At 61.4% G+C, this 25099-nt stretch carries 25 protein-coding genes and 1 tRNA gene; 7 read left to right on the plus strand and 19 right to left on the minus strand.

Features of this window, described 5'->3' with window-relative positions:
* Positions 1-91: 91 nt before the first annotated feature.
* The 3 genes from ACVC5H_RS18145 (at position 92) to ACVC5H_RS18155 (ending at position 1059) form a co-directional block, all read left to right on the plus strand.
* Positions 92-532, plus strand: a complete 441-nt coding sequence (locus ACVC5H_RS18145; RefSeq protein WP_489619172.1) for a surface-adhesin E family protein — start codon at positions 92-94, stop codon at positions 530-532.
* Positions 533-609: 77 nt separating this feature from the next.
* A tRNA-Leu gene (locus tag ACVC5H_RS18150) sits at positions 610-694 on the plus strand.
* Positions 695-735: 41 nt separating this feature from the next.
* Complete coding sequence (locus ACVC5H_RS18155; protein WP_489619173.1) at positions 736-1059, plus strand: Arm DNA-binding domain-containing protein; 324 nt, start codon at positions 736-738, stop codon at positions 1057-1059.
* Between the two features lie 509 nt (positions 1060-1568).
* Here the strand turns inward: ACVC5H_RS18155 and ACVC5H_RS18160 are convergent.
* The 6 genes from ACVC5H_RS18160 to ACVC5H_RS18185 all read right to left on the minus strand — a co-directional run bounded on the left by ACVC5H_RS18160 (position 1569) and on the right by ACVC5H_RS18185 (position 7824).
* Positions 1569-2795 carry an IS256 family transposase gene (locus ACVC5H_RS18160; RefSeq protein ID WP_209585377.1) on the minus strand — a complete coding sequence of 409 codons (1227 nt, stop codon included), beginning with the start codon at positions 2793-2795 and terminating at the stop codon, positions 1569-1571.
* A 756-nt stretch (positions 2796-3551) separates the two neighbouring features.
* Entirely contained in the window at positions 3552-4097 is a 546-nt protein-coding gene (locus tag ACVC5H_RS18165) for a TIGR00725 family protein (protein ID WP_489619174.1), read from the minus strand.
* Positions 4066-4869: an ABC transporter permease gene (locus tag ACVC5H_RS18170; protein ID WP_489619175.1), complete on the minus strand. Its 804-nt coding sequence runs from the start codon at positions 4867-4869 to the stop codon at positions 4066-4068. The genes ACVC5H_RS18165 and ACVC5H_RS18170 overlap by 32 nt, the downstream gene beginning before the upstream one ends.
* A gap of 60 nt (positions 4870-4929) precedes the next feature.
* Complete coding sequence (locus ACVC5H_RS18175) at positions 4930-5997, minus strand: extracellular solute-binding protein (RefSeq protein ID WP_489619176.1); 1068 nt, start codon at positions 5995-5997, stop codon at positions 4930-4932.
* A gap of 34 nt (positions 5998-6031) precedes the next feature.
* On the minus strand, positions 6032-7060 hold the full coding sequence (locus ACVC5H_RS18180; protein ID WP_489619177.1) for an ABC transporter ATP-binding protein: 1029 nt from the start codon (positions 7058-7060) through the stop codon (positions 6032-6034).
* Entirely contained in the window at positions 7060-7824 is a 765-nt protein-coding gene (locus ACVC5H_RS18185) for an ABC transporter permease (protein WP_489619178.1), read from the minus strand. The genes ACVC5H_RS18180 and ACVC5H_RS18185 overlap by 1 nt, the downstream gene beginning before the upstream one ends.
* Positions 7825-8073: 249 nt before the next feature.
* Here ACVC5H_RS18185 and ACVC5H_RS18190 point away from each other — a divergent pair, with 249 nt between their 5' ends.
* Both ACVC5H_RS18190 and ACVC5H_RS18195 read left to right on the plus strand, forming a co-directional pair.
* Positions 8074-9018 (plus strand): LysR substrate-binding domain-containing protein, encoded by a 945-nt coding sequence (locus ACVC5H_RS18190; protein ID WP_489619179.1) that lies wholly within the window; start codon positions 8074-8076, stop codon positions 9016-9018.
* A 274-nt stretch (positions 9019-9292) separates the two neighbouring features.
* Entirely contained in the window at positions 9293-10450 is a 1158-nt protein-coding gene (locus ACVC5H_RS18195) for a porin (protein ID WP_489619180.1), read from the plus strand.
* 535 nt (positions 10451-10985) lie between these two features.
* Here the strand turns inward: ACVC5H_RS18195 and ACVC5H_RS18200 are convergent.
* Positions 10986-11894: a LysR family transcriptional regulator gene (locus tag ACVC5H_RS18200; protein ID WP_489619181.1), complete on the minus strand. Its 909-nt coding sequence runs from the start codon at positions 11892-11894 to the stop codon at positions 10986-10988.
* Positions 11895-12002: 108 nt separating this feature from the next.
* Between ACVC5H_RS18200 and ACVC5H_RS18205 the strand changes: the two genes are divergently transcribed.
* Positions 12003-12809, plus strand: a complete 807-nt coding sequence (locus ACVC5H_RS18205) for a substrate-binding domain-containing protein (protein ID WP_489619182.1) — start codon at positions 12003-12005, stop codon at positions 12807-12809.
* 99 nt (positions 12810-12908) lie between these two features.
* Here ACVC5H_RS18205 and ACVC5H_RS18210 read toward each other — a convergent pair whose 3' ends face one another.
* Positions 12909-14540 carry a methyl-accepting chemotaxis protein gene (locus tag ACVC5H_RS18210; protein ID WP_489619183.1) on the minus strand — a complete coding sequence of 544 codons (1632 nt, stop codon included), beginning with the start codon at positions 14538-14540 and terminating at the stop codon, positions 12909-12911.
* Between ACVC5H_RS18210 and ACVC5H_RS18215 the strand changes: the two genes are divergently transcribed.
* Positions 14539-14715, plus strand: coding sequence for a hypothetical protein (locus ACVC5H_RS18215; RefSeq protein ID WP_489619184.1), 177 nt, complete (start codon positions 14539-14541; stop codon positions 14713-14715). The genes ACVC5H_RS18210 and ACVC5H_RS18215 overlap by 2 nt on opposite strands.
* Positions 14716-14752: 37 nt before the next feature.
* On the opposite strand, the gene ACVC5H_RS18220 is transcribed toward ACVC5H_RS18215, so the two are convergent.
* From ACVC5H_RS18220 to ACVC5H_RS18270, 11 genes are all read right to left on the minus strand, one after another.
* A complete protein-coding gene (locus ACVC5H_RS18220) occupies positions 14753-15838 on the minus strand; it encodes a porin (RefSeq protein WP_489619185.1) in 1086 nt (361 codons plus the stop codon).
* A gap of 258 nt (positions 15839-16096) precedes the next feature.
* Positions 16097-17044 (minus strand): PDR/VanB family oxidoreductase, encoded by a 948-nt coding sequence (locus tag ACVC5H_RS18225; protein WP_489619186.1) that lies wholly within the window; start codon positions 17042-17044, stop codon positions 16097-16099.
* 38 nt (positions 17045-17082) lie between these two features.
* Complete coding sequence (locus ACVC5H_RS18230; RefSeq protein WP_489619187.1) at positions 17083-17526, minus strand: RidA family protein; 444 nt, start codon at positions 17524-17526, stop codon at positions 17083-17085.
* Positions 17523-18572 (minus strand): Rieske 2Fe-2S domain-containing protein, encoded by a 1050-nt coding sequence (locus tag ACVC5H_RS18235; RefSeq protein ID WP_489619188.1) that lies wholly within the window; start codon positions 18570-18572, stop codon positions 17523-17525. The genes ACVC5H_RS18230 and ACVC5H_RS18235 overlap by 4 nt, the downstream gene beginning before the upstream one ends.
* A 38-nt stretch (positions 18573-18610) precedes the next feature.
* Entirely contained in the window at positions 18611-18844 is a 234-nt protein-coding gene (locus ACVC5H_RS18240; protein WP_034338512.1) for a recombinase-like helix-turn-helix domain-containing protein, read from the minus strand.
* Positions 18844-19176, minus strand: a complete 333-nt coding sequence (locus ACVC5H_RS18245; protein ID WP_489619189.1) for a hypothetical protein — start codon at positions 19174-19176, stop codon at positions 18844-18846. The genes ACVC5H_RS18240 and ACVC5H_RS18245 overlap by 1 nt, the downstream gene beginning before the upstream one ends.
* Before the next feature lie 82 nt (positions 19177-19258).
* The gene (locus ACVC5H_RS18250; protein ID WP_489619190.1) at positions 19259-20230 is read right to left on the minus strand and encodes a VOC family protein; all 972 of its coding nucleotides are present in this window, start codon (positions 20228-20230) and stop codon (positions 19259-19261) included.
* Positions 20231-20250: 20 nt separating this feature from the next.
* Positions 20251-21726, minus strand: a complete 1476-nt coding sequence (locus tag ACVC5H_RS18255; protein ID WP_489622723.1) for an aldehyde dehydrogenase — start codon at positions 21724-21726, stop codon at positions 20251-20253.
* A 25-nt stretch (positions 21727-21751) separates the two neighbouring features.
* Complete coding sequence (locus tag ACVC5H_RS18260) at positions 21752-22552, minus strand: aspartate dehydrogenase (protein ID WP_489619191.1); 801 nt, start codon at positions 22550-22552, stop codon at positions 21752-21754.
* Between the two features lie 10 nt (positions 22553-22562).
* Positions 22563-24281 carry a thiamine pyrophosphate-binding protein gene (locus ACVC5H_RS18265; protein ID WP_489619192.1) on the minus strand — a complete coding sequence of 573 codons (1719 nt, stop codon included), beginning with the start codon at positions 24279-24281 and terminating at the stop codon, positions 22563-22565.
* Positions 24274-25098, minus strand: coding sequence for an SDR family oxidoreductase (locus ACVC5H_RS18270; protein WP_489619193.1), 825 nt, complete (start codon positions 25096-25098; stop codon positions 24274-24276). Before ACVC5H_RS18270 ends, ACVC5H_RS18265 begins: the two co-directional genes overlap by 8 nt.
* Position 25099: the final 1 nt, after the last annotated feature.

Below are 25099 nucleotides of genomic sequence, written 5' to 3' on the forward strand. Positions count from 1 at the left end.
GCTCTTCTGGAGCATCACGCTGATGCTGCTGCTGGAAGACGATGTCGCCATGCTGGCCATGATGCTGACCTGACGCGACGCCCAGCCCGACATGGATTTCCGCCCTTTTTCGCTTTCCCCTACCCGCTGCCTGTCCCTGCTGCTGGCCACTGCACTGGCCGCGCTCTGCCTGCCGGCGCATGCCGAATGGCAACCGCTGGGAGAGAACAACATCGGCAGCTTCTTCATCGACAAGAGCAGCATCGTCACCACGCGCGGCGTGCGGCAGGCGCAGATCCTGCTGAACTGGAACCGTCCGCAACTGCTGATGGGCCAGGGCAGCAAGACTTATTACCTCTCCGAAGTCTCTACTGCCTACTTCGACTGCAGCAGCCGGCAACTCGGCTTTGGCAGCCGCAAGATGTATGCGCAGGCCGATGGCAAGGGGCAACTGCTGCTGTCGCCGCAGCTGGCTTATTCGGACGTGAAGCTGCAGGATCCCATTCCCGGCTCGACCGGGGAGCGGGCCATTGAGGCGGTGTGCGGTAAATAATTTTCTCTTTGCTTTATTCGGGGGCGTTGAGGGCTTGCTCCGAAAAGCGAAATCGGTAATAATCGCTGGCTTGCGTCGCCGGGATGGCGGAATAGGTAGACGCACGGGACTCAAAATCCCGCGCCGCAAGGCGTGCCGGTTCGATTCCGGCTCCCGGCACCAGATGATTACTCGATGTAGTAGATAGATGTTTTGAAGCCCGCGTGTCTGATGACATGCGGGCTTTTTGTTGTGCGCGTCCGTTCAAGGACGTGGCATTACATCCAAGATTAATACCGTCATTTTTGACGGCATCTCTCCACCGACCAATTCCAGATACCGTCAAACACGCTATGTCCCTGACTGATACCTTTGTGAAGCAAGTAAAGCCCATCAAGCCCAATGGCGACAAATATGCCGATGGCGGCGGCATGTATCTTCTCGTAAAGGCAACGGGGAAATACTGGCGCATGGATTATCGATATTTGGATAAACGTAAGACCTTGGCTCTCTGCAAATCTGCCCGCGTCTTAGCACAGTTCACCTAGTAAGCGCTCAGCGTTCCCTAAATTCTGATCGAATTTCTGGGGCTCGCTTCAGAACAGCCCAACTCTCATGTTGGGCAACAATTCACTCATGACCTGTTCGTCCGTACCGCTTATCAGTTTTTCTGTGCTCTACTCTCCGATCATACAAAAGCTGGTTCTCTATCCATGCATCATCAAGTAAGTGGCCAAGCACCTTCTTCGGCAGCGGCTTCCAGCTGTGCCCTAGTATGAGCTGAGCCTCTTTCCAATCGAAAATCCGAGACTTAATCCAACCGAATCTTTTGACAAGCACAAAGTCATCTCCGCTCCAACCCCATAGTTCATGCACATTGTCGTTCGAGAGGTACAAATACCACTTAGAAAAACTGTCGACAAATGGAGTACCAATGAACACATTCAGTCGATTTCGATATGCACGAGAAAGCAAAGCTTTGATGCGATCGTGAATTGGATAGTAAAAGGTCTTCGCTTTGGGGCGTGTCCGATTTTTTGTGTAAACGGGATTTCGTTTAATTCATAGAGATACGTTCACCGAACTGGATAGTAAACCGAGTCAGTGCAGCTTTCCAATCTCGGATGGGCAGCGTCCACTTTTTACTGATGTTGCGCAGGGCCAGGAAGAAGAGTTTAATCAGCGCCTCATCGCTGGGGAACGAGCCCCGGTTCTTAGTCAGCTTGCGCAAACTCATGTTGACCGACTCGATGGCATTGGTCGTATAGATGACCTTTCGAATCTCTGGTGGGAAGTCGAAGAACGGAATCAGACGGGGCCAGTTGCGCCGCCAGGATTGGCCGATAGGCAGATACTCTGCATCCCATTTCTCTTCGAATTCACCGAGTCGGAGTTCGGCTTCTTCGGCGGTTGCCGACTGGTAAATCAATCGTAGGTCAGCCGCCACCTCCGGACGTCGTTTCCATGAGACGTAATTCAAGCTGTGCCGGACCATGTGGACGATACACAGCTGCACCGTGGTCTTCGGGAACACAGCTTCGATGGCATCCGGGAAGCCCTTCAAGCCGTCAACGCAAGCGATGAAGATATCTTGCACGCCGCGATTACGCAGCTCAGTGACAACCTGCAGCCAGAACTTGGCGCCTTCCGTTTGCGCTAGCCACAGTCCCAACACCTCCTTCTCACCGTCCATGGTGATGCCGATGGCTAGGTAGACGGCTTTTACTCGCACCGTTCCTTCACGCACTTTGACATGGATACAGTCGAGATAAACGATGGGATAAATTGGATTCAATGGCCTAGCTTGCCAGGCTTTGACTTCATCGACAACGGCGTCAGTGACCGATGAAATCAGGCTGGGTGACACCTCGGTTCCATACATCTCTTCCAGGTGCGCCTGAATCTCTCTTACTGTCATGCCACGGGCATACAGCGAAATAATCTTGTCGTCGAAGCCGGCCCAGCGCGTCTGATGCTTGGTTACCAGCTTCGGTTCGAAGCTGCCATGACGGTCTCGAGGAACTTCAATTGGCAACTCGCCGAATTCGCCCTTTAGCGTCTTGCGACTCTTGCCGTTTCGGGTGTTGCCCGACTCATTGGCTACGCTCCCGTGCTTCTCATGGCCCAGGTGCTCGCTCAGCTCGGCTTCCAGGGCTCGTTCCACCACCAGCTTGGTGAGATGCTTCAACAGGCCTTCTTCACCTATTAAATCTTCGGGATTCTTGTAATTGGCTAGCAATCCAGCCAGTAATTCTTCGGGTACGTCGTGTTTCTTTTTACTCATTGTGGCTCCGGACAAGGCGACAGTTTCCTGCCAATAGTCCGTTTACACAAAATTATGTACAGGCCCTCGCTTTGCGAAAAATAGCATGGTTACCACATCGACTTATTAGCCACGCCTTCCCTGCGACTACCCTGTGGTTTCCGTTTCTGACCTCACAAGCTCCACCTATGCATGCCAAGCGCAGTTCGGTCATATTTCCTGGAACAGGAAATGACTGTTCGAATAGATCTCCTTCGAAATAGCGAAAGATCGCGTCATCCCACCCTCTTCCATGGAGACCGTGAAGTGCATCTCTCCAGGTACCACCTTCATCCCAAAAATCACCTCGACCCAACGCCACGATCGATTTGACCGGAACATCGATATAGCACTCAATTACGCGCCCACTCTCTATCAGATAGTCCAATCCAATCATAGAATCTTCGAACACGCACTCTTCAAGTTCTGCGGCTTTACACGCTGCAGCCTCATGCTTGATCTGCTCAAGGGAGTTGTTCATTTATTGCACTTACCTCAAAACCAAGCTAATCAGAGTAACCTTGGTGTATGGTACTTCGAGAATTGAAGTGCATGGGGCATCAACTTGGCGACATTAACCTCGTCATCGAGACCTCGGTGATGTTGTCCTTCCATGTCGATTTTCGCTAGCGCGCAAGCCTTCGCCATGCCCATCTTGTCGGTCTTCATCGTTGATGCAACATGACATCCACGATGAACACCGTCATTTCTGGCGGCATCCATCAACCGGCTTGAACATCACCCACACAACCAACCCGCAGCCCGAAAAATCAGCATCTCCACACTATCAAATTGCTGAATCCCAGGAATCTTCTCAGCATCACAGGTCGCAAAAACCGGCTTGTTCCATTTCAGCCCCAAGGCCATTTCCGAGATAGTCCCCCACCCTCCCCCAACCGCAATCAGGCAAATCGCACTGCTCGCGATGACCGCGTTACGCGCCTCTCCCAGTCCGGTAGGCAACACCACACTCAGATAAGCATTCCCGCTCGCCGCATCCGCATCAGGAAGAATGCCAATCACCAACCCACCAGCATCCCGCGCACCGTGCGCCGCCGCCTCCATCACCCCGCCCTTGCCACCGCAAATGATGGGAACCCCCGCTCCCGCCAATGCACGCGCAATACGAAAAGCATTGGCCTTCTGTACGTCCGTAGCCTCGCCCGGGCCGATGATCGCCACCGGCTGGCGGATCGCATTGGCGCCCGTTTGCCGCTGTGCCAGCTGGGCCAGCACCTCTTGTGTTTCCTGCTTAAGTTGATTGTCGACGTCTTGCAACTGCATCACCGATTCCAATAAAAGTTGAACAGCAGACCAGCAGCACCAGCGACAGCGCCGCAGCCTCGGAAAGATCGCTGCCACCGTCGCTGACCTTCTGGTACAGCTGCAGCGGCAGGATATTGATTTGCGAACCCACCATCGCCAGCGCCGTGCCATAGGTGCCCATGGCAATGGCCGCCACGACACAGCCCGACTGGATGATGGCGGGATAGACCTGCGGCAGCGCAATCTCAACAGCAGCACGTAGCGGCGAAGCACCCATGGTCCGCGCCGCATGCAAGGACCGCACGTCGAAATTGGCGAAGACCGGATAAAGCGTCAGCGCCACGCGCGGAATAAGGTAGTAGGCATACGCCAAAGCCAGACCCCACAAGGAATAGAGCAGACTGCCAGAGCTGGCCGGATCAATACCAAACACCTCCAGGCTTTGCGTGACGAAGCCCGAGCGGCCGAAGGCGAGGATGAAGCCATAGGCAATCACCAGGCCCGAGAACGCCAGCGGCAAGCCCAATAACATGATCATCCAGCCGCGCCGCTGTTGCGGCTGCCGTGCCAGCTGGATGGCGATCAGGCTACCCACCACCACCGACATGCCACCCGAGAGCAGGCCCAACAGGACGGTGTTGACCAGGCCCTGCCAGAACAACCGATCACCAAACAGATGAGCGAAGCTGTGCCCGCCATCGCCCCAGGCCTCGGGCAGCAAGGACAATAGCGGCAGGAAGAAAAACAGGGCCAGCGCAATGCAGGCCGGCCACGATCCAAATCGTTGCATACGAAGTACTCTCCAAAAGGCCTCGCCGCCCTGGCATGCCAGGGCGCACGCATGGCGGCCTTACTTCAACAGCACGGCGCTGGTCCATTGACGGTCGATCTCGTCCTTCTTCGCGGCGGCCTTCTCGATATCCAGGGCGTGGATCTGCGGTGCATCGGGGAGCTGGACGGCGCCGTCGCCCACCGGTTTGACGGCGATGGCCGGACGCACATAGCCCTTCACGAACAGCGACTGGCCGATATCGCTCATCACGAAGTTGAGCCACAGCTTGCCGGCATTCGGATTGGGGGCGTTCTTCACCAGGCTCATGGCATAGGGCGCGGAGACGCTGGCTTCGCGGGGAATGACGACCGCAATGGCATCACCCATGCCATCGGTATATTTGGCCTTCAGACCATCGCTCTCGTAGCCGATCCAGATGGGGATTTCACCCTTGAGGAACTTGGCATAGGGCGTCGTGGCTTCCACGCGCAGGACGTTGCCCGACTTGTGCAGCGTGGACAGGTAGTCCAGGCCGGGCTTGATCTGGTCCACGCTGCCACCATTGCCGTAGGCAGCCGCCAGCACGGTCACCTGGCCCACGCCGGCTGAGCGCGGGTCCAGATAGACGACGCTGCTCTTGTATTGCGGCTTGAGCAGGTCGGCCCAGGATTGCGGTACTTCCTTGACCAGCTTCTTGTTGACCAGGAAAGCAATGTTGAGCGAATGCACGGCAAACCATTTGCCATCGGCTTCGCGGAATACCGGCGGCAGCTTGTCGAAGTTGACCGGCTTGTAGGGCGCCACCACATCCTTCTTCACCGCATCCAGTGCCGACGCGGCAAAGTAGTAGGCCGTATCGGCCTGCGGGCGGCGGCGGGTCTTGTCGAGCGCGACGACGGTGGCGGCTGAACCGAGATCGTTATAGGTCAGCTCCACTTCGGGATAGCGCTGCTTGAAGGCAGAAAACAGCGCCTTCCAGTTGGCCCATTCCGGGCCGGTGTCGAACGAGACGGCCATGCCTTCGGACTTGGCCTTTTCATACAGCGCGGCCTCGCCCGGATAGAGCTCCTTGAAATCGGCCGCCATGCTGGTGGCAGTGGACATGAATGCGGCCACGAGGCCGGCGATGCGAAGGTACTTGATCATGGTGTTTCCCCGAGAATGAAATGGCTGGACAGGATCAGGATTGCAGAAGATAAATATCTTCCGGTTTGATGGAAATGCGATGCGCGGGCAAGTCCGCGCCCTCTCCCAGAATCGCGGCAGTGCCGCCCCTGGGGAAGAAGTCGTAACGTTTGGTGGCACCGAGATAGCGCACGGTGCTCAGCTCTCCCTCGATGCAGTTCGGCGCGCGTGGATCGGCGACGACACTGACGCATTCCGGGCGGATCAGCAGCCACACCTGCGTGCCCACGGCAAGCTTGCCGGTGTATGTGAGCAGCAGCTGGAAGCCGACATCCACGATGCCATCGGAGACAACACGGCCGGGCAGTATCGTGGAATGGCCGACGAAACCGGCCACGGCACGATTGACCGGGCGCTCGTAGAGCTCCTGCGGTGTAGCCACCTGCAGCAGGCGCCCGCCTTCCATGACGGCGATGCGGTCGGCGATGGCCAGCGCCTCTTCCTGGTCATGCGTGACCATCAGGGTGGTAGCGCCAAACTCGCGCTGCAGGACCTTGATCTGATCGCGCAGATAGCCGCGGATGTTGACGTCCAGCGCCGACAGCGGTTCATCGAGCAGCAAGGCGCTGGGGCGGTAGGCCAGTGCGCGCGCCAGTGCCACACGCTGCTGCTGTCCGCCCGAGATCTGGTGCGGCAGGCGTTGTGCCATCTCGGCCAGATCCACCATCGCCAGCATGTCGCCGGCCCGGCGGACCGATTCGTCACGGGAGATGCCGCGCATCTTGAGTCCATAGGCCACGTTGTCTTGCAGGCTCAGATGCGGGAACAGCGCGTAATGCTGGAACACCATGCCGATATTGCGCTTGTGGACTTCCACGCCGGTCAGGTCATGTCCATCCAGGACGATGTGCCCGCTTTGCTGGCGCAGCAATCCGGCCACCAGGCGCAGCAAGGTCGATTTGCCGGAACCGCTGGCGCCGATGACGGCCAGCAGTTCGCCCTTGGCAATGTTGAGACTGAGCTGATCGATACCATGCCGGCTCTGGCCATAGTGAAAAACGACATCGTTGAAATGCAGGCCCATTATCGTTTGGCAAAATAAGTGGAGATGAGGGAGGCCATCGCAGCCAGCAGCAGCAGAACCACCGTGGCCGCACAGGCCAGGCCGGTAGCGCCGTAGAAGGCTTGCAGCAAGACCACCGGATAAGTGCGATTGGAAAAACTGGAGAGCAGGTTCGACAGTCCGAATTCACCGATGGACAGCGCCGAGACCATGGCCAGTCCGGAGATCAGGCTGTGGCCGAGATTGGGCAGCACGATGCCGAAAAAGCGCCGGGCACCATTCGCACCGAGGGTCGCTGCCGCCTGCTCCAGTTGATCCAGCTTCAGATGGCGCAGATCGCTCAGCAGCGTGTTGGTGAGATAGGGCATGGTCTGCATGGTGTGCGCAGCGATCAGCAACCCGAACGAACCTTGCAAGGGCAGCCAGTCCGAATTGAAGACCAGCAGGTAGCCGAAGGCCAGGGTGATGGTCGGTACGGCGATGGGCATCGAGGCGATCAGGCCGGTGGCCACTGCCCTGGCACCACGGTCGTTCTTGTACAGATAGTAGGACAGCGGCACCGACAGCAGCGTCGACAACACGCAGGTACACAAGGCCAGCGTCAGACTGGAAAAGAACGCGCGGCGCATGGACACGTCCTGCCACAGCGCGACGAACCAGGACAGCGTGAATCCTTCCGGCAGCAGGGTATTGGTCCAGCTCTGGCCCACCGAACCCACGCAGACCAGCACGATGGGGAGCAGCAGATAAAGGCCATACGAAATTGAGATCAGTCTGAGTAGCATCTTTTTTACTCTGTCCGGAATGGAACCGGCTACGGCTATGCACGGCGGTGTATCGAATCGAACGAGATTCTATGGCAGCTTTCCGGGCCGCATTTTGCGCATTCTGCATGCAACGGTGAGGACCGCTCATCGAAAACAACAGAAAGCCACACCTGCCAAGCAGCGTCATGTTCCTGTCATATCCGCTTGTCAAACTGGCGCCCCGTCTGGCTTCCGCCCGGGCGCAAGACGCTCCCCGCGCACCTCCCAATGAAGAGAATCTGTCCCACGATCCATGAGCTGCTGGCCTTCGAGGCATCGGCGCGCCATCTGAGTTTCACGGATGCCGCCGATGAGCTCTGCATCACGCCCAGCGCGGTCAGCCGGCAGGTCTCCAGCCTGGAAGAATTTCTGGGCGTGGCGCTGTTTCGCCGCAGCGGCAAGAAGCTGGTGTTGAGCGGCAACGGCAAGATGTATCTCTCCAAGGTGGCGCCGGGGCTCAACATCATCAAAGCCGCCTCGCTGGACATGCTGGCCGTCCGGTCCTGCGACAGCTCATTGACGCTCTCCAGCGTACCGACCTTCACCACCAACTGGCTGATTCCGCACTGGCCGCTGTTCCAGCAGATCTATCCGGATGCCAAGCTCAATTTCAAGGCACACGTTTCATCCGATGAGATGTTTCCCCCGGACGTCACCGCGGCAGTGCGTTTTGGAAAAGGGACCTGGCCCAACGTGGTCTCCGAATACCTGATCGGCAACCGTTTCGTAGTGATCTGCCGGCCGGAAGATTTGAAAGGCGAGCGTGCGATCCGGGGCGTGAACGATATCCATCGCCACACCTTGCTGCAGCACATCGAGGCACCGGGCAGCTGGGAACGGTGGTGCGACCACGTGAAGATCGACAAGTCGCGCGCCCTGCTGGGGCCGAGATTCGAGCAATACTCGGTGCTCATTTCAGCCGTGGTCAACGGCATGGGCATCGGCCTCGTTCCCGAATTCCTGGTGGGGCAGGAGCTCAAGAAGGGATTGCTGGTCAAGCCTTTTTCCACCAGTGTGGAAATCAATCAGGGGCACTATCTCTGCTATCCGAAGGAGCAGCTGAACCTGCCCGTTTTCAAAGCTTTCCGCACTTGGTTGCAGACGGCCTGTGCCGATCCGCGTGATGCGCACACGGTTGCACCACTGCGTGTTCAGGCCAATACTCCGGCCTGACAAGTGCACCTCGAATTGCTCTTCGTCGCGCGCAGTCCATCTGCGCATCTGTTAGTTTTTTCCCCTCCCGCACTTTCTCGCAACCGCCGTCCGTGATGCGTTCGCCGCTCATCGTAGTGTGCGAAAAACTCAATTTTCACCCTGCTTCGGCTTCATAGAATTGAGCCGCTACATCGCCTCCTTTTGCGGGCGCTTGTTGAAGACAGGCGCAAATCCCATTGGATGGATGTGGCAAACGACAAGCCACTTCTTTATGACAACAGGGGAAATCAACATGTCTTTCAAAGCAAATGCGCTGGCCGGCTCGGCGATCGCCATGATCGTTCTGGCCTCGCCTGTTCATGCGCAGAGCAACGTGACGGTGTATGGCCGGCTTAACGTCGGCTTCGTCAATTATTCCGGCTATGGTCAAGGCCGCGGTGCGGTCACGCAGGAGAACAACCTCTCCAGCCGGATCGGCTTCAAGGGCCGCGAAGACCTGGGCGACGGGCTGGCAGCCACCTTCATGCTGGAGTCCGGTTTCAGTCCCGATACCGGTGCGGGCGCCCTCGGCAGCCGGGAAAGTTCGGTCGGACTGCAAGGTTCCTTCGGATCGGTGAAGGTCGGTTACATGCTCAATCCGCTCGACGATCTGCATGGAATCGCCGGCCCGGGCTACGGGACCAGCATGATGAACGACAATCTCAACGGCTTCTGGGCCAATGGCTACAGCAACACCTTCACCGGCGCCAGCGGCAACGCCGGCAGCACGGCCTGCACCCAGGTCGCCGGCAATGGCGGCTCGACCAACAGCTTTGCCTTTGACAGCCGCTTCGGCAATTCCATCCGCTATGACTCACCGGTGATCAATGGCTTCAGTGCCGCCACGCATCTGTCGCTGGGCGAAGTCACCGGCTGCAACGGCATGGCCTGGTCCAGCAAGGTGCAGTATCAGCGCGATGCCGCCATCGTGGCACTGGACTACGATCTGCATCACAACGTGCGCGGCACTGGCTTGAATGACCAGCTCCTGATGCTGGCGGCCGGGTATTCGGTGACGCCTTCGCTCTATCTCGGCGGCTACTTCCAGGCGCTGAAATACAGCAACCCCGGATTGCGGGACCTGCGCCAGAACGGCTTTGGCCTGACCGCGCGCAAGAAGGAGGGACCGCATACGCTGGAGCTGTCCTGGTACCACGCAGACCAAGGGCATGGCGACCAGACGCCGGTGTTCTCCGGCATCTATGTCGGCAACGGCAGCGCCTCCAACATCATCATGCTGGGTTACCGCTACGCACTCTCCAAGCGCACCGAACTGTGGTCGCAACTGGTGCAACTGCGCAACGGCAGCAATGCAAAATACGACATCGGCGGCGCGGGCAGTACGGGAGGCAACGGGCTGGCGGGACGTAACATCCGGGCGATTGCGGCAGGGATCAAGCACGACTTCTGATTGCTGCATTCAAGGGGACAGACCGCCCTGCATTCAGAGAATGGGCGGTCTGATCTCTTCATGCACCTGCTCGATCAGTCAACATCGTCAAGCGAGCGAGAGAGAGCGCTTCATCCATGAAACCGAGAGCATTCCCACGGGAAAATAATTTTCTGAGGCAAGCAGTATCATTTTTCCGTTCATGGCTATATAATCGCCCCCTCTTCGAAAAAACACGTGTGTAAAACCGCCCATCGGCGCCTGCCAAAACGGGTTTCCTGGAGGAGAATGCGAGACCCGGCGCCAGCAAAAAAACGGCCCGGACTGCAAAGAACACATCAAAAAAGGCTCTCGCATGCGAGGGCCTTTTTTTATGGCCTTGCGTTTTGCAAATAATTTGCGCAATCCCGCCAGAACCCGCTTCACAGCTAGAAACTTATCCCCGTTTTATGTGCATAAACTTGTGGATAAGCCATTTTCGCCCGACGCAAGCGCCGTCCCCGCCTGCCCTCCCAATAAACCGCACAAAATTTAGGCAGCCTGGCACAACAGAAAATCATTTTCTTGTCTTGCTGGCCATGGCATCGCGCAAGGCTTGCGCCAGGGTCGCTGCGGCCGGTTTCAACACCCGCCCCTTCAAGGTGATCAAGCCCATGGCACGACTCAAGGCCGGGCTGGTCAATGGCCGTGCGACGATGCCCTTGTAGGGAGCATTGCGCAGGGCCAGTTCCGGCAACAGCGCCACTCCCAGCCCGGCCGCGACCAGGCTGATGGCGCTGGCCACGTGATTGGTCTCGTACTGGATCACCGGCCGTTGCGGTACCCGCGAGAAGGCGTTATCGATCAGGCTGCGGTTGCCGCTGCTGGAAGAAAGCGAGACCAGCTTCTCGCCCGCCAGCGCTTTCCAGTGCAAGGTGCTGTGCGCGGCCAGCGGATGATGCGCCGGCATCACGGCCAGGTAGCGCTCGCGCGCCAGTTCCTCGAAATCGATCTCGGCTTCCTGCGCACCGATGAAGTTCACGCCGAAATCGGCCTCGCCCTTGCGCACGCTCTCCAGCACGTGGGCCGCACTCTCGTCGATGATGCGCACCCGCACATTGGCATGCGTGCGCGCATAAGGCTTCAACACCAGCGGCAGCAGATTGTTGGCCACCGAGGGCACGCAGGCCACCGTCACATGATGGCGCCGATGGGCCATGCCCTGCTCCACACTCTTGACGGCCAGTTCCAGCTCGTCCATGACCGCCTGGGCATGCACCAGGAACAGCTCGCCCGCCGGCGTGAGCGAGACGCGCCGGGTGGTGCGGTCAAACAGTCTTTCCTGCAGGGCCTCTTCCAGGTTCTCGATGCGGCGGCTCAGCGCCGGTGCCGTGATGAACAGACCCTCGGCTGCGGCACGGAAGCTCGACTGGCGCGCGACGGCAATGAAAGCCTGCAATTCGGCGGTCTCGATATTGATGCGCATTTTTTATCAATCCCAAGATTAATTGCAATTAACTTTTCAATGGATTCTACGCAAACTGCCGGGTCTCACCCCTACAACAGCGAAATAAATCGCCAACAGGAGATCCTCATGATCCGTTCCAAGCACACTGCGCGGTCCCTGCGCACCTCGATTTTCCAGGGCAGCCTGCTCGCCCTGGCCCTCTCCGCCGCCACCTCCCTGGCTGCCGCAGCCGACATCCACGTGGTCAGCTCGGGCGGCTTCGCGGCCGCCTACAAGGCGCTGGCGCCCGCCTTTGAAAAGAAGACCGGCAACAAACTCATCTCCGGTTGGGGTCCGTCCATGGGCGAAACGCCACAGGCCATTCCCAAGCGCCTGCAGCGCGGCGAAGCCATCGACGTGGTCATCATGGTCGGCGATTCGCTGGACAAGCTGGTCGCCGAAGGCAAGGTTTCCAAGGCCGACCACAAGCTGCTGGCACTCTCGCGCATCGGCCTGGCCGTCAAGGCGGGCGCATCCAAGCCGGACATCTCCAGCGTCGACGCCTTCAAGCGCACCCTCCTCACCGCGCACTCGGTGGCCTATTCGGATAGCGCCAGCGGCGTGTTCCTCTCCACCAAGCTCTTCAAGCGCCTGGGCATCGATCAGCAGATGGCGGTCAAGGGCCACATGATTCCTGCCGAGCCGGTCGGCGAAGTGGTCGCCCGCGGCGACGCCGAAGTCGGCTTGCAACAGATCTCCGAGCTCAAGGCGGTCAAGGGCATCGACATCATCGGCCCCATCCCCGAGAGCGCCCAGCAGATCACGCCCTACTCTGCCGGCGTCGTGGTCGGCAGTCATCACCCCGAGGCCGCCAGGCAATTGCTGGATTTCCTGGCCTCGCCCGAAGCAGACGCGGCCATCAAGGCATCGGGCCTGGATCCGGCGTCAAAGTGAAAAAAGTGAAGAAGTGCGCTGAACTATTGCATTAGCGAGCGAACGGGAAAAAACGGCATGAACAAAACTGCAAAAAAACGGGAACATGCCGGCAGCCCGCTACGGACCGATCACTACACGCGCGCCGTAGCGAGACAAGACGGCAGCGGGCTCCCGTTCTTCAGCCTGAAGGGGGATAGCCAGTTGCTCCTGCGGCAGCTGGAACACCCCGACCAGCTCGCGCAACCGCTGTGATTGATCCTGCAAGGATCGCGCGGCGGCGGCGGCCTGCTCCACCAGCGCAGCATTCTGCTGGGTGGTTCCGTCCATCTGCGTGATGGCCTGGTTGACCTGCTCGATGCCGCTGCGCTGCTCCTGCGTGGCCGCACTGATCTCGCCAACGATGTGCGAAACGCGCTGCACGCTGCCCACCACTTCTTCCATCGTCGATCCGGCCTGCTCCACCAGGCGTCCACCGGCATCCACCTGCGCCACCGAATCATCGATGAGCGCCTTGATCTCCTTGGCCGCGCCGGCCGAACGTTGTGCCAGCGAGCGTACTTCGGAGGCCACTACCGCAAAGCCCCTGCCCTGCTCGCCCGCACGCGCCGCTTCCACTGCCGCATTCAAGGCCAGGATATTGGTCTGGAAGGCAATGCCATCGATGACGCCGATGATGTCCACGATACGGCCCGAGGCCTGGCTGATCCCCTCCATGGTGGCCACCACCTGCTGCACGACCGCGCCGCTGCGTGCAGCCACCGCCGAAGCCTCGGCAGCGAGCTGGTTGGCCGCGTGGGCATGATCGGCGTTCTGGCGCACGGTGGAGGTGAGTTCTTCCATCGCCGCCGCAGTCTCTTCCAGCGAGCCTGCTTGCTGCTCGGTGCGGGCCGACAGATCGAGGTTGCCGCCGGCGATCTCGGCCGAGGCGGTGGCGATGGTGTCGGCCCCGCTGCGCACATCGGCCACGATGCCGCTCAAGCTGCCATTCATCTGGCGCAGTGCATCCAGCAGTTGCCCAAGCTCGTCACGCGTCCCCTGCTCGATCTGGCTGCACAGGTTGCCGGCGGCGACCTGCTGCGCAACGTTCACGGCGTGGCGTACCGGGCGCGTGATGGAGCGCGTGATCCACCAGGCGCAGCCGCCGCCGGCGAGCACTGCCAGCGCGGCGATGGCCAGCATGATGAGGGTCTTCTCGTGAAACTGCGCGCTGGCGTCCTCGCTGCTGCGCTCCATCATCCAGGTGCCGACGGCAATGTAAGCCTTCAGGCGCGCAATGGTGTTCTCCTGGTCCTGGCGCAAGGTGGTGAGCAGGAGTTCGGAAGCCTCCATGGTGGCACCAGTGGAAGCCAGTTGCAGGAAACGCTGCTGGCCTTGCCGATACTTTTCGCGCAAGGCCAGTATCTCGGCGAAGGACTTGCGGCCCTGCTCGCTGGACAGGCGCGCCTGCAACTGGCCCAGCGTTGCGCTGATGGCCGCCTCGCCCCGGGCGATGCGGGCGATCTCTTCGGCCAGTTTCTGGTGGTCGTCCAGCAATAGCAGGTTGCGCATGGCGCTGGCGTTTTCGCTGATGTTCAGGAGTACGTCATTGGCCAGCAGGACCTGGGGGTAACGGTCCTCGACGATCTGGCGCGTGCCCTGGTGCAGCGTGAACAGGCTGGCGATGGCCAGGGCCGTGATGCCGGCCAGCAGCGCCAGCACCAGGCCGAAGCCCAGCGCAAGACGGGTGCCCAGTTTGAGGTGTGCAATCATGAATGTTCTCCGCAACGCAAGAATGCCGGAGGACGCCAACGAAATGCCGTCCGGCAATGAATCCGGTCTGGATAAAAAAATGGCGGAGAAAAACGCTTCCCCGCCCAAGGCACTGCAAAGCGCCAGTCCGCTCCAGGACTGCCGCACGCAAGACAAGACTATTCACAGAAGGTAAAGCCCGCCCTCGCCAGGAGGGCGTCAGATGCAGAAGGTCAGAACGAGTGGTGCACGCCTATCGTGGTCACCAACTGGCTTGTTCCACCGGAAACCCCGGTAGCGCCCGAGGCACCGGTGCCGTTCATGACGGCATAGCGTGCGTCACCGCCGGCACGCTGGTAGGCGACCTGCGCGTACCACTGGGTCCGCTTGGAGAACTCATGCACATGCGACAGGCTGAAGGTATTCCAGCGTGCGCCTTCCAGCTTGGAGAGCCCATAGCCGAAGTTGAGGGTATCGAGCGTCGCATAGCGCCAGGCCGCACCCAGGTCCAGGTTCTTCTGCTTGGGGGTGGCACCGCTGGGCAGACCCAGCTTGACCTGGGTATAGACGGTATTGAGGCGCACGTTGCCGATGGTGTAGCCCAGGCCGCCTGCCGTAGTGGTCAGGCTGTTGAAGACCGTGGACGAACTGCCCAGGCCGACGCTGGAGAGGAAGGTGCCGGCAAAGCCCGCAGCGCGGTTGTTCAGCTTGGAATATGCCAGCGCGGCACGGAAGGGACCATCGGTGTAAGTACCGCCGGCACTGACGTTGCGCCCATTGCTGCTATCCCCCGCCACTTCGCCGAAGCCGTACATCAGGCTGCCCTGGAAACCACCCAGAGTCGGCGAGGTATAGCGCACCGAATTGTCGAACTGGTAGGTGTTGGCCAGGCTGTCCAGGTTACCCGGGTGGAACAGGTACCAGTTGGTCAGCTGAAAACCGTTTGAAAGCTTGCCCACGTAGTCAAACACTACGTCAGGCATGTGGCCCAAGGTCACGGCACCGAAATCGCCAGCCAGGCCAATGGTGCTGTAGCGGTTGAACAGCTTGGACGAATTGGTGCTGGCGCCGGTATCGGTGTAAAAGCCCCCTTCGAGCTGGAAGACCGCCTTCAGGTTGCCGCCCAGGTCTTCGATACCCCGAAAGCCGATGCGGTCCGGCTGCATGGTGCCCTGGTCGACGCGTGCCACCGAGCCGCCATTGAGGTTGTTGATATAGGCTACACCAGCATCAAGGCTGCCGTAGATGGTGACGCTGCTCTGCGCAAAGGCACCCGCCGACAGGCAGGATACCGCTGCGGCCATCATTAACTTCTTCATCAAACTCCCCTTCAACGAATAAAGTCCAAACGCGCGGCCAGGCCGCATTCACTCACTGCTCTCCTGTGCCCCGTGCGCAGGAGAGGTGACTTCTGCCGGCAAGGCCGCCGCTGCATGGTCAGCGGGCGGCACAGGCTTGCCGGGTGGTCCGGGATCCGGTGATATTTGTTCCACCTATGGATCGACGTTCCACAAAATTCAACAGGCTCAAAAAAATGCCCGGTGCCTGGGCACGGGCATGGGCTTGAGCGAAAACGGCTAGAGATCCAGCACCAGGCGCTGCCCCTTGCAGCCGGACACGCACACCATCATGGTCTTGCCGGCTGCGCGCTCGGCCTTGCTGAGTACGCCATCGCGGTGATCCAGGTCGCCGTCCAGGACGCGGGTCTCGCAAGCGCCGCAGACGCCTTCACGGCAGCTGTGATCCACCGCGATACCGGCATCGAGCAAGGCATCCAGCAGCGACTTGCCGGCCGGGACGGTGAGGCTGGCCTTGCTGCGCGCCAGTTCGGCCACATAGCTGCCGCGCTGCACCGGTGCCACCTTCTCGGCGGCGAAGCGTTCGATATGGACGTGCGGCAGGCCCAGTTCCTCGCACAGGGTTTCAAAGGCGTTGAGCATGGGCGTGGGGCCGCAGCAATAGAAATGCGCATCCTTGGGATAGGCCGCCAACAGTGCGCGCAGATCAGGTGGTGCGCCGGCCTCGTCATCGAAGTGGCTGCTCACACCCGGCTGCCCCAGCAATTGCGCGGTGAAGGCGGCTTCCTTGCGCGAGCGGGCGCAGTAGTGCAGCACCGCTTCCCTGCCCTGCGCACGCAGGTGGTGATACATGCAGGAAATCGGTGTGATGCCGATACCGCCCGCAATCAGCACCGACAAGGGCGCCGCTTCCTCCAGCGGAAAATTGTTGCGCGGTGCCGAGATGGTAAGCGTGGTGCCGACCCGCAACTGTTCGTGCACATAGCGCGAACCGCCCCGGCTGGCGCGATCGTTGAGTACGCCGACCACATAGCGATGCCGCTCCGATGGCGAGTTCGACAGCGAATAGCTGCGCACCAGGCCATTACCGAGATGCAGGTCGATATGCGCACCGGCCTCGAAGGGCGGCAGCTCGCCGCCTTCAGGCAGGCACAGCTCGACGCTGACCACGCCTTGCGCCTCGAAACGCATGGCCTGCACACGTACGGAAAGTAAAGGACTGCTCATGAATGCACCACCATCAAATCAGATTCGTTCAAACCAGTTCATGCGCTCACGCGCACCGCCTGCCGCAGATCCACGCCCAAGCGCGCGAAGGCGTCAATCTCCACTGTCAGTTCGGGAAACACCAGCGCGCTCACCGCCACCAGCGTGGAACAGGGGTAAGGTGCGCCGCTACCGAAGAAATCACGCCGCGCACGCCCCACCTCATCCTTGTGCGCGATGTCGGTGACGTAGATCACCAGCTTGGTGATGCTGCCCACGGTGCCCCCGGCCGCCTCAACCAGATCCGCGATCTTGCGCAGCACCACCAGCGTCTGCCGGTAGGTATCCAGCGCCTGCTGGCGTGAGGCTGGATGCGCCGTCATGCCGGACATCACGATGTCCTCGCCGATGACCAGACAATTGGACCAGGTGGCGGTCTCCAGCTCCGGCACCTTGGTGCTCTGCACGTGGCGCACCGCGCCAGCCGGGGCGGCGTGGCTCATGCTGCCCGCACCGGCGCCTTGGCCGCAGCCAGTTCTTCCTCGCGCACCAGTTGGGCCTTGGCCAGCCCGCGCAGATGGCGGCGCAGGCGCACGATGCCCATGTCGTGCTGGTACAGCATCTCGCGCTGGTTGGCATCAGGTTCCATCAGCTCCAGCACCACGCGATCCTGTTCCAGCACGTTCCAGTGGCGTGCCTCCAGACGGTTGCGGTAGAGGAAGCGCCAGGTATCGCGCTGCCAGCCGGAGAGCTTGCGGCAGCGCCAGTGGAAGACTGCCGCGATGTTGTCGACGATGGGCGTATAGCTGCCGATGATGACGAAGCTGCCGCCGGGGCCACCGGTCTTGGGATAGGGAATGGCCAGGCGCATCCAGTGCAGGCCGGTATCGCCCCATTCGGTCCAGTCGAAATTGACGTCGCGCTGGCCTTCCTTTTCAAAGATGAAGCCAATGTCGGTTTCGCGGATGCCGAAGCTGGCCGTGTTGTCTCCCTCGGCCATGGAGTGTGACTGCTTGTGCAGGAAGGTGCCGTGCATCGGGTCCATCACATTGTCCAGCACGTAGCGATAATCACCCTTCCATTCGGTGTAGCACAGGAAGTTGGAATACTCGGGGCTGGTCAGCTCTTCCGGCAGGCGCAGCGGCGGCGGTGTGTCGACGTCTTCCAGGCTGTTGTAGAGGAAGATGGCGCCGGCTGCTTCAGTGACGTGGAAACGTCGGGTGGCCTTGGCGCCTTCGAGTTTGCAGCCGGGGCTGCCGGGCACGCTGGTGACCACGCCATCGAAGCGGACCTGCACGCCGTGGTAGCCACAGGCGATGCGGTCACCCATGGGAATGCCCATGGACAACGGTGCACCGCGATGCGGGCAGTGGTCTTCCAGCGCATGCAGCTTGCCGGAAGGCTCGCGCCAGAAGACGAATTTCTTGCCCAGGCGGCGCAGCGAGACCGGCTTTTCAGCCACGAACTCGGAGGGGCAGATCGGATACCACAGGTCTTTCAGGCCGACGGCCAGGACGGCATCGACGGGATCATGGGCGGCAGTTCTCATTTCGGTACTCTCCTGTAAGGGCGGGCTGGCGTGCGGCCTCAGGCGGCCAGGCGGGCGATTTCTTCCTGGTAGTTGGCTTCGGTCCAGACACCTGCGTTATAGGGGCAGCTGGGTCCGGTACGATTGAGATGCGCCACCAGCGCACTCAACTCATGGATACCGGCGGCATAGGCGCGCTCGATGGAATCACCCAGCAGGTCCTCGAACTGGGTCGGCGGGCGGCGGCGCGCCTGGTGGGGGTTGAGATAGACATCGGTAACAGTTGCAACCATCATTGGCCTCCATTTCTGACGCGCTCGCGGATGCGTTCGCGCACGGGAACAAAATCGTAAGTGGGATAGCACTCGGTCCGGAACACCCCCCAGGCCGAGCGCTCAAGTTCGACATTGACTTGCGGCAGCAGCGCCGGCGGCAGCGCCAGCGTGACGATCTGGCCCAGGCCCATGGCCACGGTCCATGACACCACGTGCGTGCCCTCGACCGGAAAACGCTCCCACCAGTCCATCGTCTTCATATGGGCCTGGATCTCATCCAGGTTCTTCGACTGGTCATGCTTCAGGACGACGGTCAGCAGCATGACGTCGGCTTGGATCTCTTGGTTCATCTCGGCTCCGTACCTGGTGCCATGGCAAGGTCGGCGCGCGGAGGCATCTTGAAGGCCATCTGGATTTCCTTTCGTCAATGATTTACTTGTCGGCCGGTGCGCGGTCGGTCAGGAACTTGCCGCTGGGCCCCTTCGCATTTTTCTGGCGCCGCGTATGGCCGTCGATGCCGCCATCGATGGCCCATTCGGCAAACACCGTCGGACCGGGTTCGAAGTCGCGCGGCTCCCATTGGGCGTCGAGCTGGTCTTCGTCGGAGTAGTACTCGATGAGGCCACCGGCCGGATTCTTGAAGTACCAGAAGTAGGCCGAGGAAATCGGATGGCGGCCCGGCCCGAGTTGCGTATCCCAGCCCTGGCGCGACATGTGCATGCCGCCGCCGAAGACTTCGTGGATGTCACGCACGGTGAAGGCCACATGATTCAGGCCCGCGCGTGCCTCGGGCGGTTGCAGCAGGAAGATGTCGTGATGACCGCCGATGTCAGCACAGCGCAGGAAGGCACCGCGCTCCGGATAACGGTCCGAGGGAACGAAGCCGAAATGCTCGCAATAGAATTTTTCACAAGCCTTCACATCCTTGACGAAGAACACCACGTGCCCCACTTCGATGGGTGCAGCGCGTTCGTAGATGGGACTGCGCTGGTTGATGCGGTTTTTTTCGTTCCAGGTGTTCATCTGAGCGCATTGCACCTCCACATCGCGCTTGAGCGAGACCTGGAAACGCACGGCCAGCCCATTGGGATCCGTACAGCCCACCCGCTGGCCATCGTTGATGAAGCCCGGCAAGCCACCGATGCGGCTGGCGAACTTGTCCAGCACCGCTGCCGAGGACACGCCCCAGACCACTTCACGCAAGGTCGGTCCGGCCTCGATGGCTGGCGGCAGGCTGGGATCGGCGCTGTCGCGCACGATGACGCGGCAGCCATTCTGCGATTCGAAGACCAGCCCGGCTGCGCTCTCCTGCACCAGCAGCATGCCCCAGTCGAGGAAGAAGCGGCGGCAGGTAGGCAGATCGTCGGCGCCGTAGATGATTTCGTCGATACCCAATACGTCCATGTGATTCTCCAAATCCATGTTCAGCCGGCCCAGGGCAGCGGCTGTTCGTTCAGTCCCCAGTACATGGCTTTCTGCTCCATGTATTGCAGGATGCCCAGCCGGCCCTTCTCGCGTCCGAGGCCGCTGTCGCGCCAGCCACCGAAGGGGGTCGAGATCGAGAACTGCTTGTAGGTGTTGATCCAGACATTGCCGGCCTGCACCGCGCGCCCCACGCGCCAGGCGCGTTTGTAATCGCGCGTCCAGATACCGGCCGCCAGGGCATAGATGCTGTCGTTGGCTTGCCGGATCAGGTCGTCTTCGTCATCGAAGGGCATGGCCACCAGCACCGGTCCGAAGATCTCTTCCTGGCAGATGCGCTGGTCATTGCGCAGGCCTTCGATGATGGTCGGCGTGTAGTAGTAGCCGCGTTCGAACTGCGTTCCCTTGGGACGCACACCACCGGTACGGATGCGGCCGCCATCGGTGACACCCATGTCGACGTAGCGCTCGATGCCTTCGCGATGGCGCGCAGTGATGAGCGGCCCCATCTGGGTACGCTCGTCGGCCGGATCGCCCACGCGCAGCGCAGCGGCGCCAGCCGCCAGTCGTTCCATGAACGGCTCATGCAAGGAGCGAGCCACGAACAGGCGCGAACCGGCGATGCAGGATTCCCCGGAACTGCTGAAGATCCCGTAGAGCACCCCCGCGACGGCGTGGTCGATGTCGGCATCCTCGAACACCATGGTCGGCGATTTGCCTCCCAGTTCCAGCGAGACCGGCATCATCTTGTCGGCGGCGATGTGGGCGATGTGCTTGCCGGTAGTCGTCCCGCCGGTAAAGGAAACACGCTTGACCAGCGGATGCAGCGTGATGGCGTCGCCGATGACCGAACCCTTGCCGGGCAACACACTGATGAGGCCCGCCGGCACGCCCGCGTCGATACAGAGGCGAGCCAGCGCCAGTGCAGCCAGTGGCGTGACTTCGGCCGGTTTGACCACCACCGCGTTGCCGGCTGCCAGCGCGGGCGCCATCTTCTGCGCCTCGCTGGCGATGGGCGAATTCCAGGGCGTGATGGCGGCCACCACGCCCATGGGCTCATGCACGCTCATGGTGAGGTTGTCGCCGCGCATGGGGGTAAGCGTTTCTTCCAGGGTCTCGCAGGCGGCGGCGAAGAACTGGAAGGTGGCGGCCGCACTGGCTACCAGATTGCGGGTCTCGCTGATGGGCTTGCCATTGTCCACCCGCTGCAGTTGCGCCAACGCTTCGCTGTTTTCGCGGATCAGTTGCGCGACGCGATAGAGCACGGCGGCGCGTTCATGCGGTTTCTTCTGCGCCCAGCCGCTGCTACGGAAAGCCCGGTCGGCGCCGGCGATGGCTTCTTCCACGTCGGCCACGCTGGCCGCGCGCAGGGTCGCGACCGCCTCGCCGGTGGCCGGATAGAGCGTGGCATAGCGGTCACCGCCACCCAGGCGCCATTGGCCGGCGATGCAGATGGGCAGGGTCTCATTGAGGTTCATCATGGTCGGTCTCTCCTTGCGATGCTCAGATCGACAGCGCATGGGCGCGATTGCCCAAGGCGCGCACGACGCTGTAGACCGTCAGCGCCGAGGTCTTGGGATTGGCGGCCAGTGGCCTGCCGCGCATGGTCAGCTCGAAGCCGCCAAAGGCGCCGCGCGCTTCCACGTGGTGGACGTTCTCTGTCACGCCGGGATCGGCATAGAGCCGCACGCGCGTCGCATCCAGGCCCAGGCCGGCCAGCGACAGGGTGGCCGCGACGTTGGCATTCTTCGGATACAGACGCGCCGCCTCGCGGGCACTGCCTTCGAAGATCACGGTGGCTTCCTGCAAGGTCTCCAGATCGAAGACCTCCTCTGCCGGCGTGTCCTTCCAGGCTTGCGGCGGCTTGCGGCCGGTGTAGACCACGGCGTCCAGACCGCCGACCCTGGCTGCGGAGAGCGCATCGATGGCGCCGATCGCTCCGGAGAGCAATTGCACCTGGGTGTGACCGGTACGGGCGGCCGCTTCCAGTTTGTCGACCAGGCCGTGTTCGGACAAGGCGCCAATGGACACCACCATGCAGGGGATGCCGCGCTCCAGCGCCGGGATGATGTGTTCACCGATGGCCTGGTGGCCGGCACATTCGATCAGCAGGTCAGGACGCTCCTGGCCCAGGCGCGATACCACCCGTGCCGATGGTGCCAGCGTGGAGACGGCACTGCGGGCGCGCTCCATGTGGGCCTCGGGCACCACCACCATGTCGAAGGCGACCTCGGGATCGCTTTTGAGGATCTCCATGACGCCCATGCCGATGGCGCCGCATCCGATCATCGATACGTGAAGCATGCGCGGCTCCTCAGGCGGTCGCTGCCGTTGCGGCGGCGACCACGGCGGCGGCAGCGGCGGCTGCCTTTTCCTTTTCATTGACCGGCGGACCGGCAAAGGCGGTCTTGAAGCTGCCGATGGCCAGCATGTCGATCTCCAGCAGGAAGGGGCCCGGCTGGGACAGCGCCTCATCCAGGACTGCCGCTACCTCGGCCAGGTTGCCCACGCGCCGGTGACGCAACTGGAGCGACGAGGACAGCGCGGCATAATCCGGCGTATGCAGGTCCACGTAGTGGCGGCGACCACCGTATTGCGCATCCTGGATATTCTTGATGACGCCATAGCCCTTGTCGTTCATCAGCACGATCACCATGTCGGCCTGTTCCTGCACGGCCGTGGCAAGCTCCCCAAGGTTGAGGATGAAACCGCCGTCACCGGCCAGGGTGAAGGTCTTCTTGCCCGATTGCGTGACCGCTGCACCGATGGCCGCACCGATGCCCATGGCCAGGCCCTGGCCGATGCCACCGCCCAGTGCATGCACGCCGGCACGCGGATCGAAGATGCGAAGATAGCGGTTGCCCCAGGTGCTGTTGGAGACGGTCACATCGCGCACCCAGTTGAACTGGCGGCCTGCGGCCTGCTGCAATTGCTCCACCAGCGCGCCATAGGGCCCCAGGCCATCGACCAGTCCATGCACGGCGGTGTCGCGCGCCTTCTTCAGATCGGCCATGAAGCACGGATCGACTTTCAATGCCGCCAGACGGTCGGCCAGCCCGGCCAGTACCAGGGCCGAATCGCCGCACACGAAGTAGTCGCTGGTGTAGCAGCGGCCTTCAGCGGCCGGATCGGCATCGACGCGGTACAACGGACGCGGCAGCTTGAGTTCGTACTTCAGGGTTTCATTGCCACGCAAGCGCGAGCCGACCACCAGCATCGCATCGCAGCTTTGATAGAACTGCTCCACCGGCTTATGCAGGTTGAACGCGCCCAGCGAGCGGGGATCATCCTCGGGCACGATGCCCCGGCCCTGGGTACTGGTGACCACGCCAAAGCCCAGATCGAGCAGGCGCTGCACTTGCGCGCCCGCATGGCGCGCGCCGCCTCCCAGCCACAGCAGCGGACGCCGGGCCTTCATCAGGCGCTCGGCCAGTTCATCCAGCGCGCGCGCCGGAGGCACGCTCTGCGGAATGGCCAGCGGTTGCAGGTTGCTCGGCATGGGGATCATGGCGGCCTGGATGTCGATGGGAATCTCGACCGAGACCGGGCCCATGGGCGGCGTCAGCGCGGTCTGCACCGCCAGCTTGATGGTGCTGATGGCGGTCTCGACGCTGCGGATGCGGAAGGCTGCCTTGGAGATGGCCTTGAGCATGCTCAGCTGGTCCGGCGCTTCATGGATGTAGGCCAGGCTCTGGTCCAGATACGGAGTCTCGATCTGTCCGGTCAGATGCAGCAGGGGCGTACCTGCGGTCAGGGCTTCGACCATGGCGCCGGCAGCGTTGCCCGCCGCCGTGCCGGTCGAGGTCAGGCACACACCCAAGCCGCCCGTGGTACGGGCATACGCATCGGCCATGTTGGCCCCGCCCGCTTCGCCGCGTGCCGGGATGAAACGGATCTTGCCGCGCTCGCCGAAGGCGTCGAGGATGGGCATGTTGTGGATCGAGATCACGCCGAACGCAGCCTTCACGCCGCACTGTTCGAGAAAAGCCGCAATGGCGCAGCCGACGGTGACTTGGGGTTGGGTATTAGGCATGGCGGGAAAGTCCTCCTGAAACATCGATATGGCTGCCTGTGGTGTACGAGGAAAGCGGCGTGGCGAGGAATACGATCGCCTGTGCGGCTTCCCGGGGAAGGCCGAGACGGCCAAGCTGGATCTGTTTCCTGGCCGCCAGGGCGGCGGTCCACTGGGCCCAGCTCTGATCCTGCTGTTCGGGGGGCCGGGCCGCATAGCGGCGGCGCCATTGGCCTGACTCCACCAGCCCGATCAGGATGCCGTTCACGCGCACCCGCGCAGCCTCGCCGGTGGCCAGTTCGGTGGCCAGCGAGCGCACCAGGTTGTGCACGCCTGCGCGGGCAGCCGAGGTCGCCACCATGTGCGGCTCGGGCTGCGTGGCCAGCAACGAATTGACGCAGACGATGGCGGCATCGCCATGCTCTGCGCTCATGGCCTGCAATTGCGGCAGGAAGGCGCGGGTCGGGTAGATCACTGAAAAGAATTTCAGGCGCAGCTCTTCGCTCCAGGCATCGTCAGCCGTATCGGCAAAGGTCGACACGCGCCCCTGCCCGGCGTTGTTGACCAGCATGGAGACCGGGCCAAGGGTGTTTTCCACCGAGGCCGCAAAGGACTGCACCTGCTCCTGCGAGAGCACGTCGCAGGACGCGCTGTAGAGCTGCGCCTGTGGATGACGCTCGCGCAGTGCGGCCTCGGCCTCCTTGAGCCGGGCCGCATCGCGGCCGCAGAAGGCCACGGCCGCGCCGGCTTCCAGCAACAGCTCGACGGTGGCCAGTCCGATGCCCGACGAGCCCCCGGTCACCACGGCCACCTTGCCCTGGAGAGAAGTCATGGCCATC

This window comes from Herbaspirillum sp. Her3 (genome assembly GCF_057961275.1).

Excerpts from the sequence above, each read along its gene's own strand:
- ACVC5H_RS18260 (WP_489619191.1), bottom strand. The coding sequence starts at position 22,552 with ATGCTTCACGTATCGATGATCGGATGCGGCGCCATCGGCATGGGCGTC.
- ACVC5H_RS18145 (WP_489619172.1), top strand. The coding sequence starts at position 92 with ATGGATTTCCGCCCTTTTTCGCTTTCCCCTACCCGCTGCCTGTCCCTG.
- ACVC5H_RS18210 (WP_489619183.1), bottom strand. The coding sequence starts at position 14,540 with ATGATTGCACACCTCAAACTGGGCACCCGTCTTGCGCTGGGCTTCGGC.
- ACVC5H_RS18270 (WP_489619193.1), bottom strand. The coding sequence starts at position 25,098 with ATGGCCATGACTTCTCTCCAGGGCAAGGTGGCCGTGGTGACCGGGGGC.
- ACVC5H_RS18185 (WP_489619178.1), bottom strand. The coding sequence starts at position 7,824 with ATGCTACTCAGACTGATCTCAATTTCGTATGGCCTTTATCTGCTGCTC.
- ACVC5H_RS18265 (WP_489619192.1), bottom strand. The coding sequence starts at position 24,281 with ATGCCTAATACCCAACCCCAAGTCACCGTCGGCTGCGCCATTGCGGCT.
- ACVC5H_RS18160 (WP_209585377.1), bottom strand. The coding sequence starts at position 2,795 with ATGAGTAAAAAGAAACACGACGTACCCGAAGAATTACTGGCTGGATTG.
- ACVC5H_RS18170 (WP_489619175.1), bottom strand. The coding sequence starts at position 4,869 with ATGCAACGATTTGGATCGTGGCCGGCCTGCATTGCGCTGGCCCTGTTT.
- ACVC5H_RS18180 (WP_489619177.1), bottom strand. The coding sequence starts at position 7,060 with ATGGGCCTGCATTTCAACGATGTCGTTTTTCACTATGGCCAGAGCCGG.
- ACVC5H_RS18245 (WP_489619189.1), bottom strand. The coding sequence starts at position 19,176 with ATGAACCAAGAGATCCAAGCCGACGTCATGCTGCTGACCGTCGTCCTG.
- ACVC5H_RS18225 (WP_489619186.1), bottom strand. The coding sequence starts at position 17,044 with ATGAGCAGTCCTTTACTTTCCGTACGTGTGCAGGCCATGCGTTTCGAG.
- ACVC5H_RS18250 (WP_489619190.1), bottom strand. The coding sequence starts at position 20,230 with ATGGACGTATTGGGTATCGACGAAATCATCTACGGCGCCGACGATCTG.
- ACVC5H_RS18190 (WP_489619179.1), top strand. The coding sequence starts at position 8,074 with ATGAAGAGAATCTGTCCCACGATCCATGAGCTGCTGGCCTTCGAGGCA.
- ACVC5H_RS18165 (WP_489619174.1), bottom strand. The coding sequence starts at position 4,097 with ATGCAGTTGCAAGACGTCGACAATCAACTTAAGCAGGAAACACAAGAG.
- ACVC5H_RS18235 (WP_489619188.1), bottom strand. The coding sequence starts at position 18,572 with ATGAGAACTGCCGCCCATGATCCCGTCGATGCCGTCCTGGCCGTCGGC.
- ACVC5H_RS18175 (WP_489619176.1), bottom strand. The coding sequence starts at position 5,997 with ATGATCAAGTACCTTCGCATCGCCGGCCTCGTGGCCGCATTCATGTCC.
- ACVC5H_RS18220 (WP_489619185.1), bottom strand. The coding sequence starts at position 15,838 with ATGAAGAAGTTAATGATGGCCGCAGCGGTATCCTGCCTGTCGGCGGGT.
- ACVC5H_RS18215 (WP_489619184.1), top strand. The coding sequence starts at position 14,539 with ATGAATGTTCTCCGCAACGCAAGAATGCCGGAGGACGCCAACGAAATG.
- ACVC5H_RS18205 (WP_489619182.1), top strand. The coding sequence starts at position 12,003 with ATGATCCGTTCCAAGCACACTGCGCGGTCCCTGCGCACCTCGATTTTC.
- ACVC5H_RS18255 (WP_489622723.1), bottom strand. The coding sequence starts at position 21,726 with ATGAACCTCAATGAGACCCTGCCCATCTGCATCGCCGGCCAATGGCGC.
- ACVC5H_RS18200 (WP_489619181.1), bottom strand. The coding sequence starts at position 11,894 with ATGCGCATCAATATCGAGACCGCCGAATTGCAGGCTTTCATTGCCGTC.
- ACVC5H_RS18240 (WP_034338512.1), bottom strand. The coding sequence starts at position 18,844 with ATGGTTGCAACTGTTACCGATGTCTATCTCAACCCCCACCAGGCGCGC.
- ACVC5H_RS18195 (WP_489619180.1), top strand. The coding sequence starts at position 9,293 with ATGTCTTTCAAAGCAAATGCGCTGGCCGGCTCGGCGATCGCCATGATC.
- ACVC5H_RS18230 (WP_489619187.1), bottom strand. The coding sequence starts at position 17,526 with ATGAGCCACGCCGCCCCGGCTGGCGCGGTGCGCCACGTGCAGAGCACC.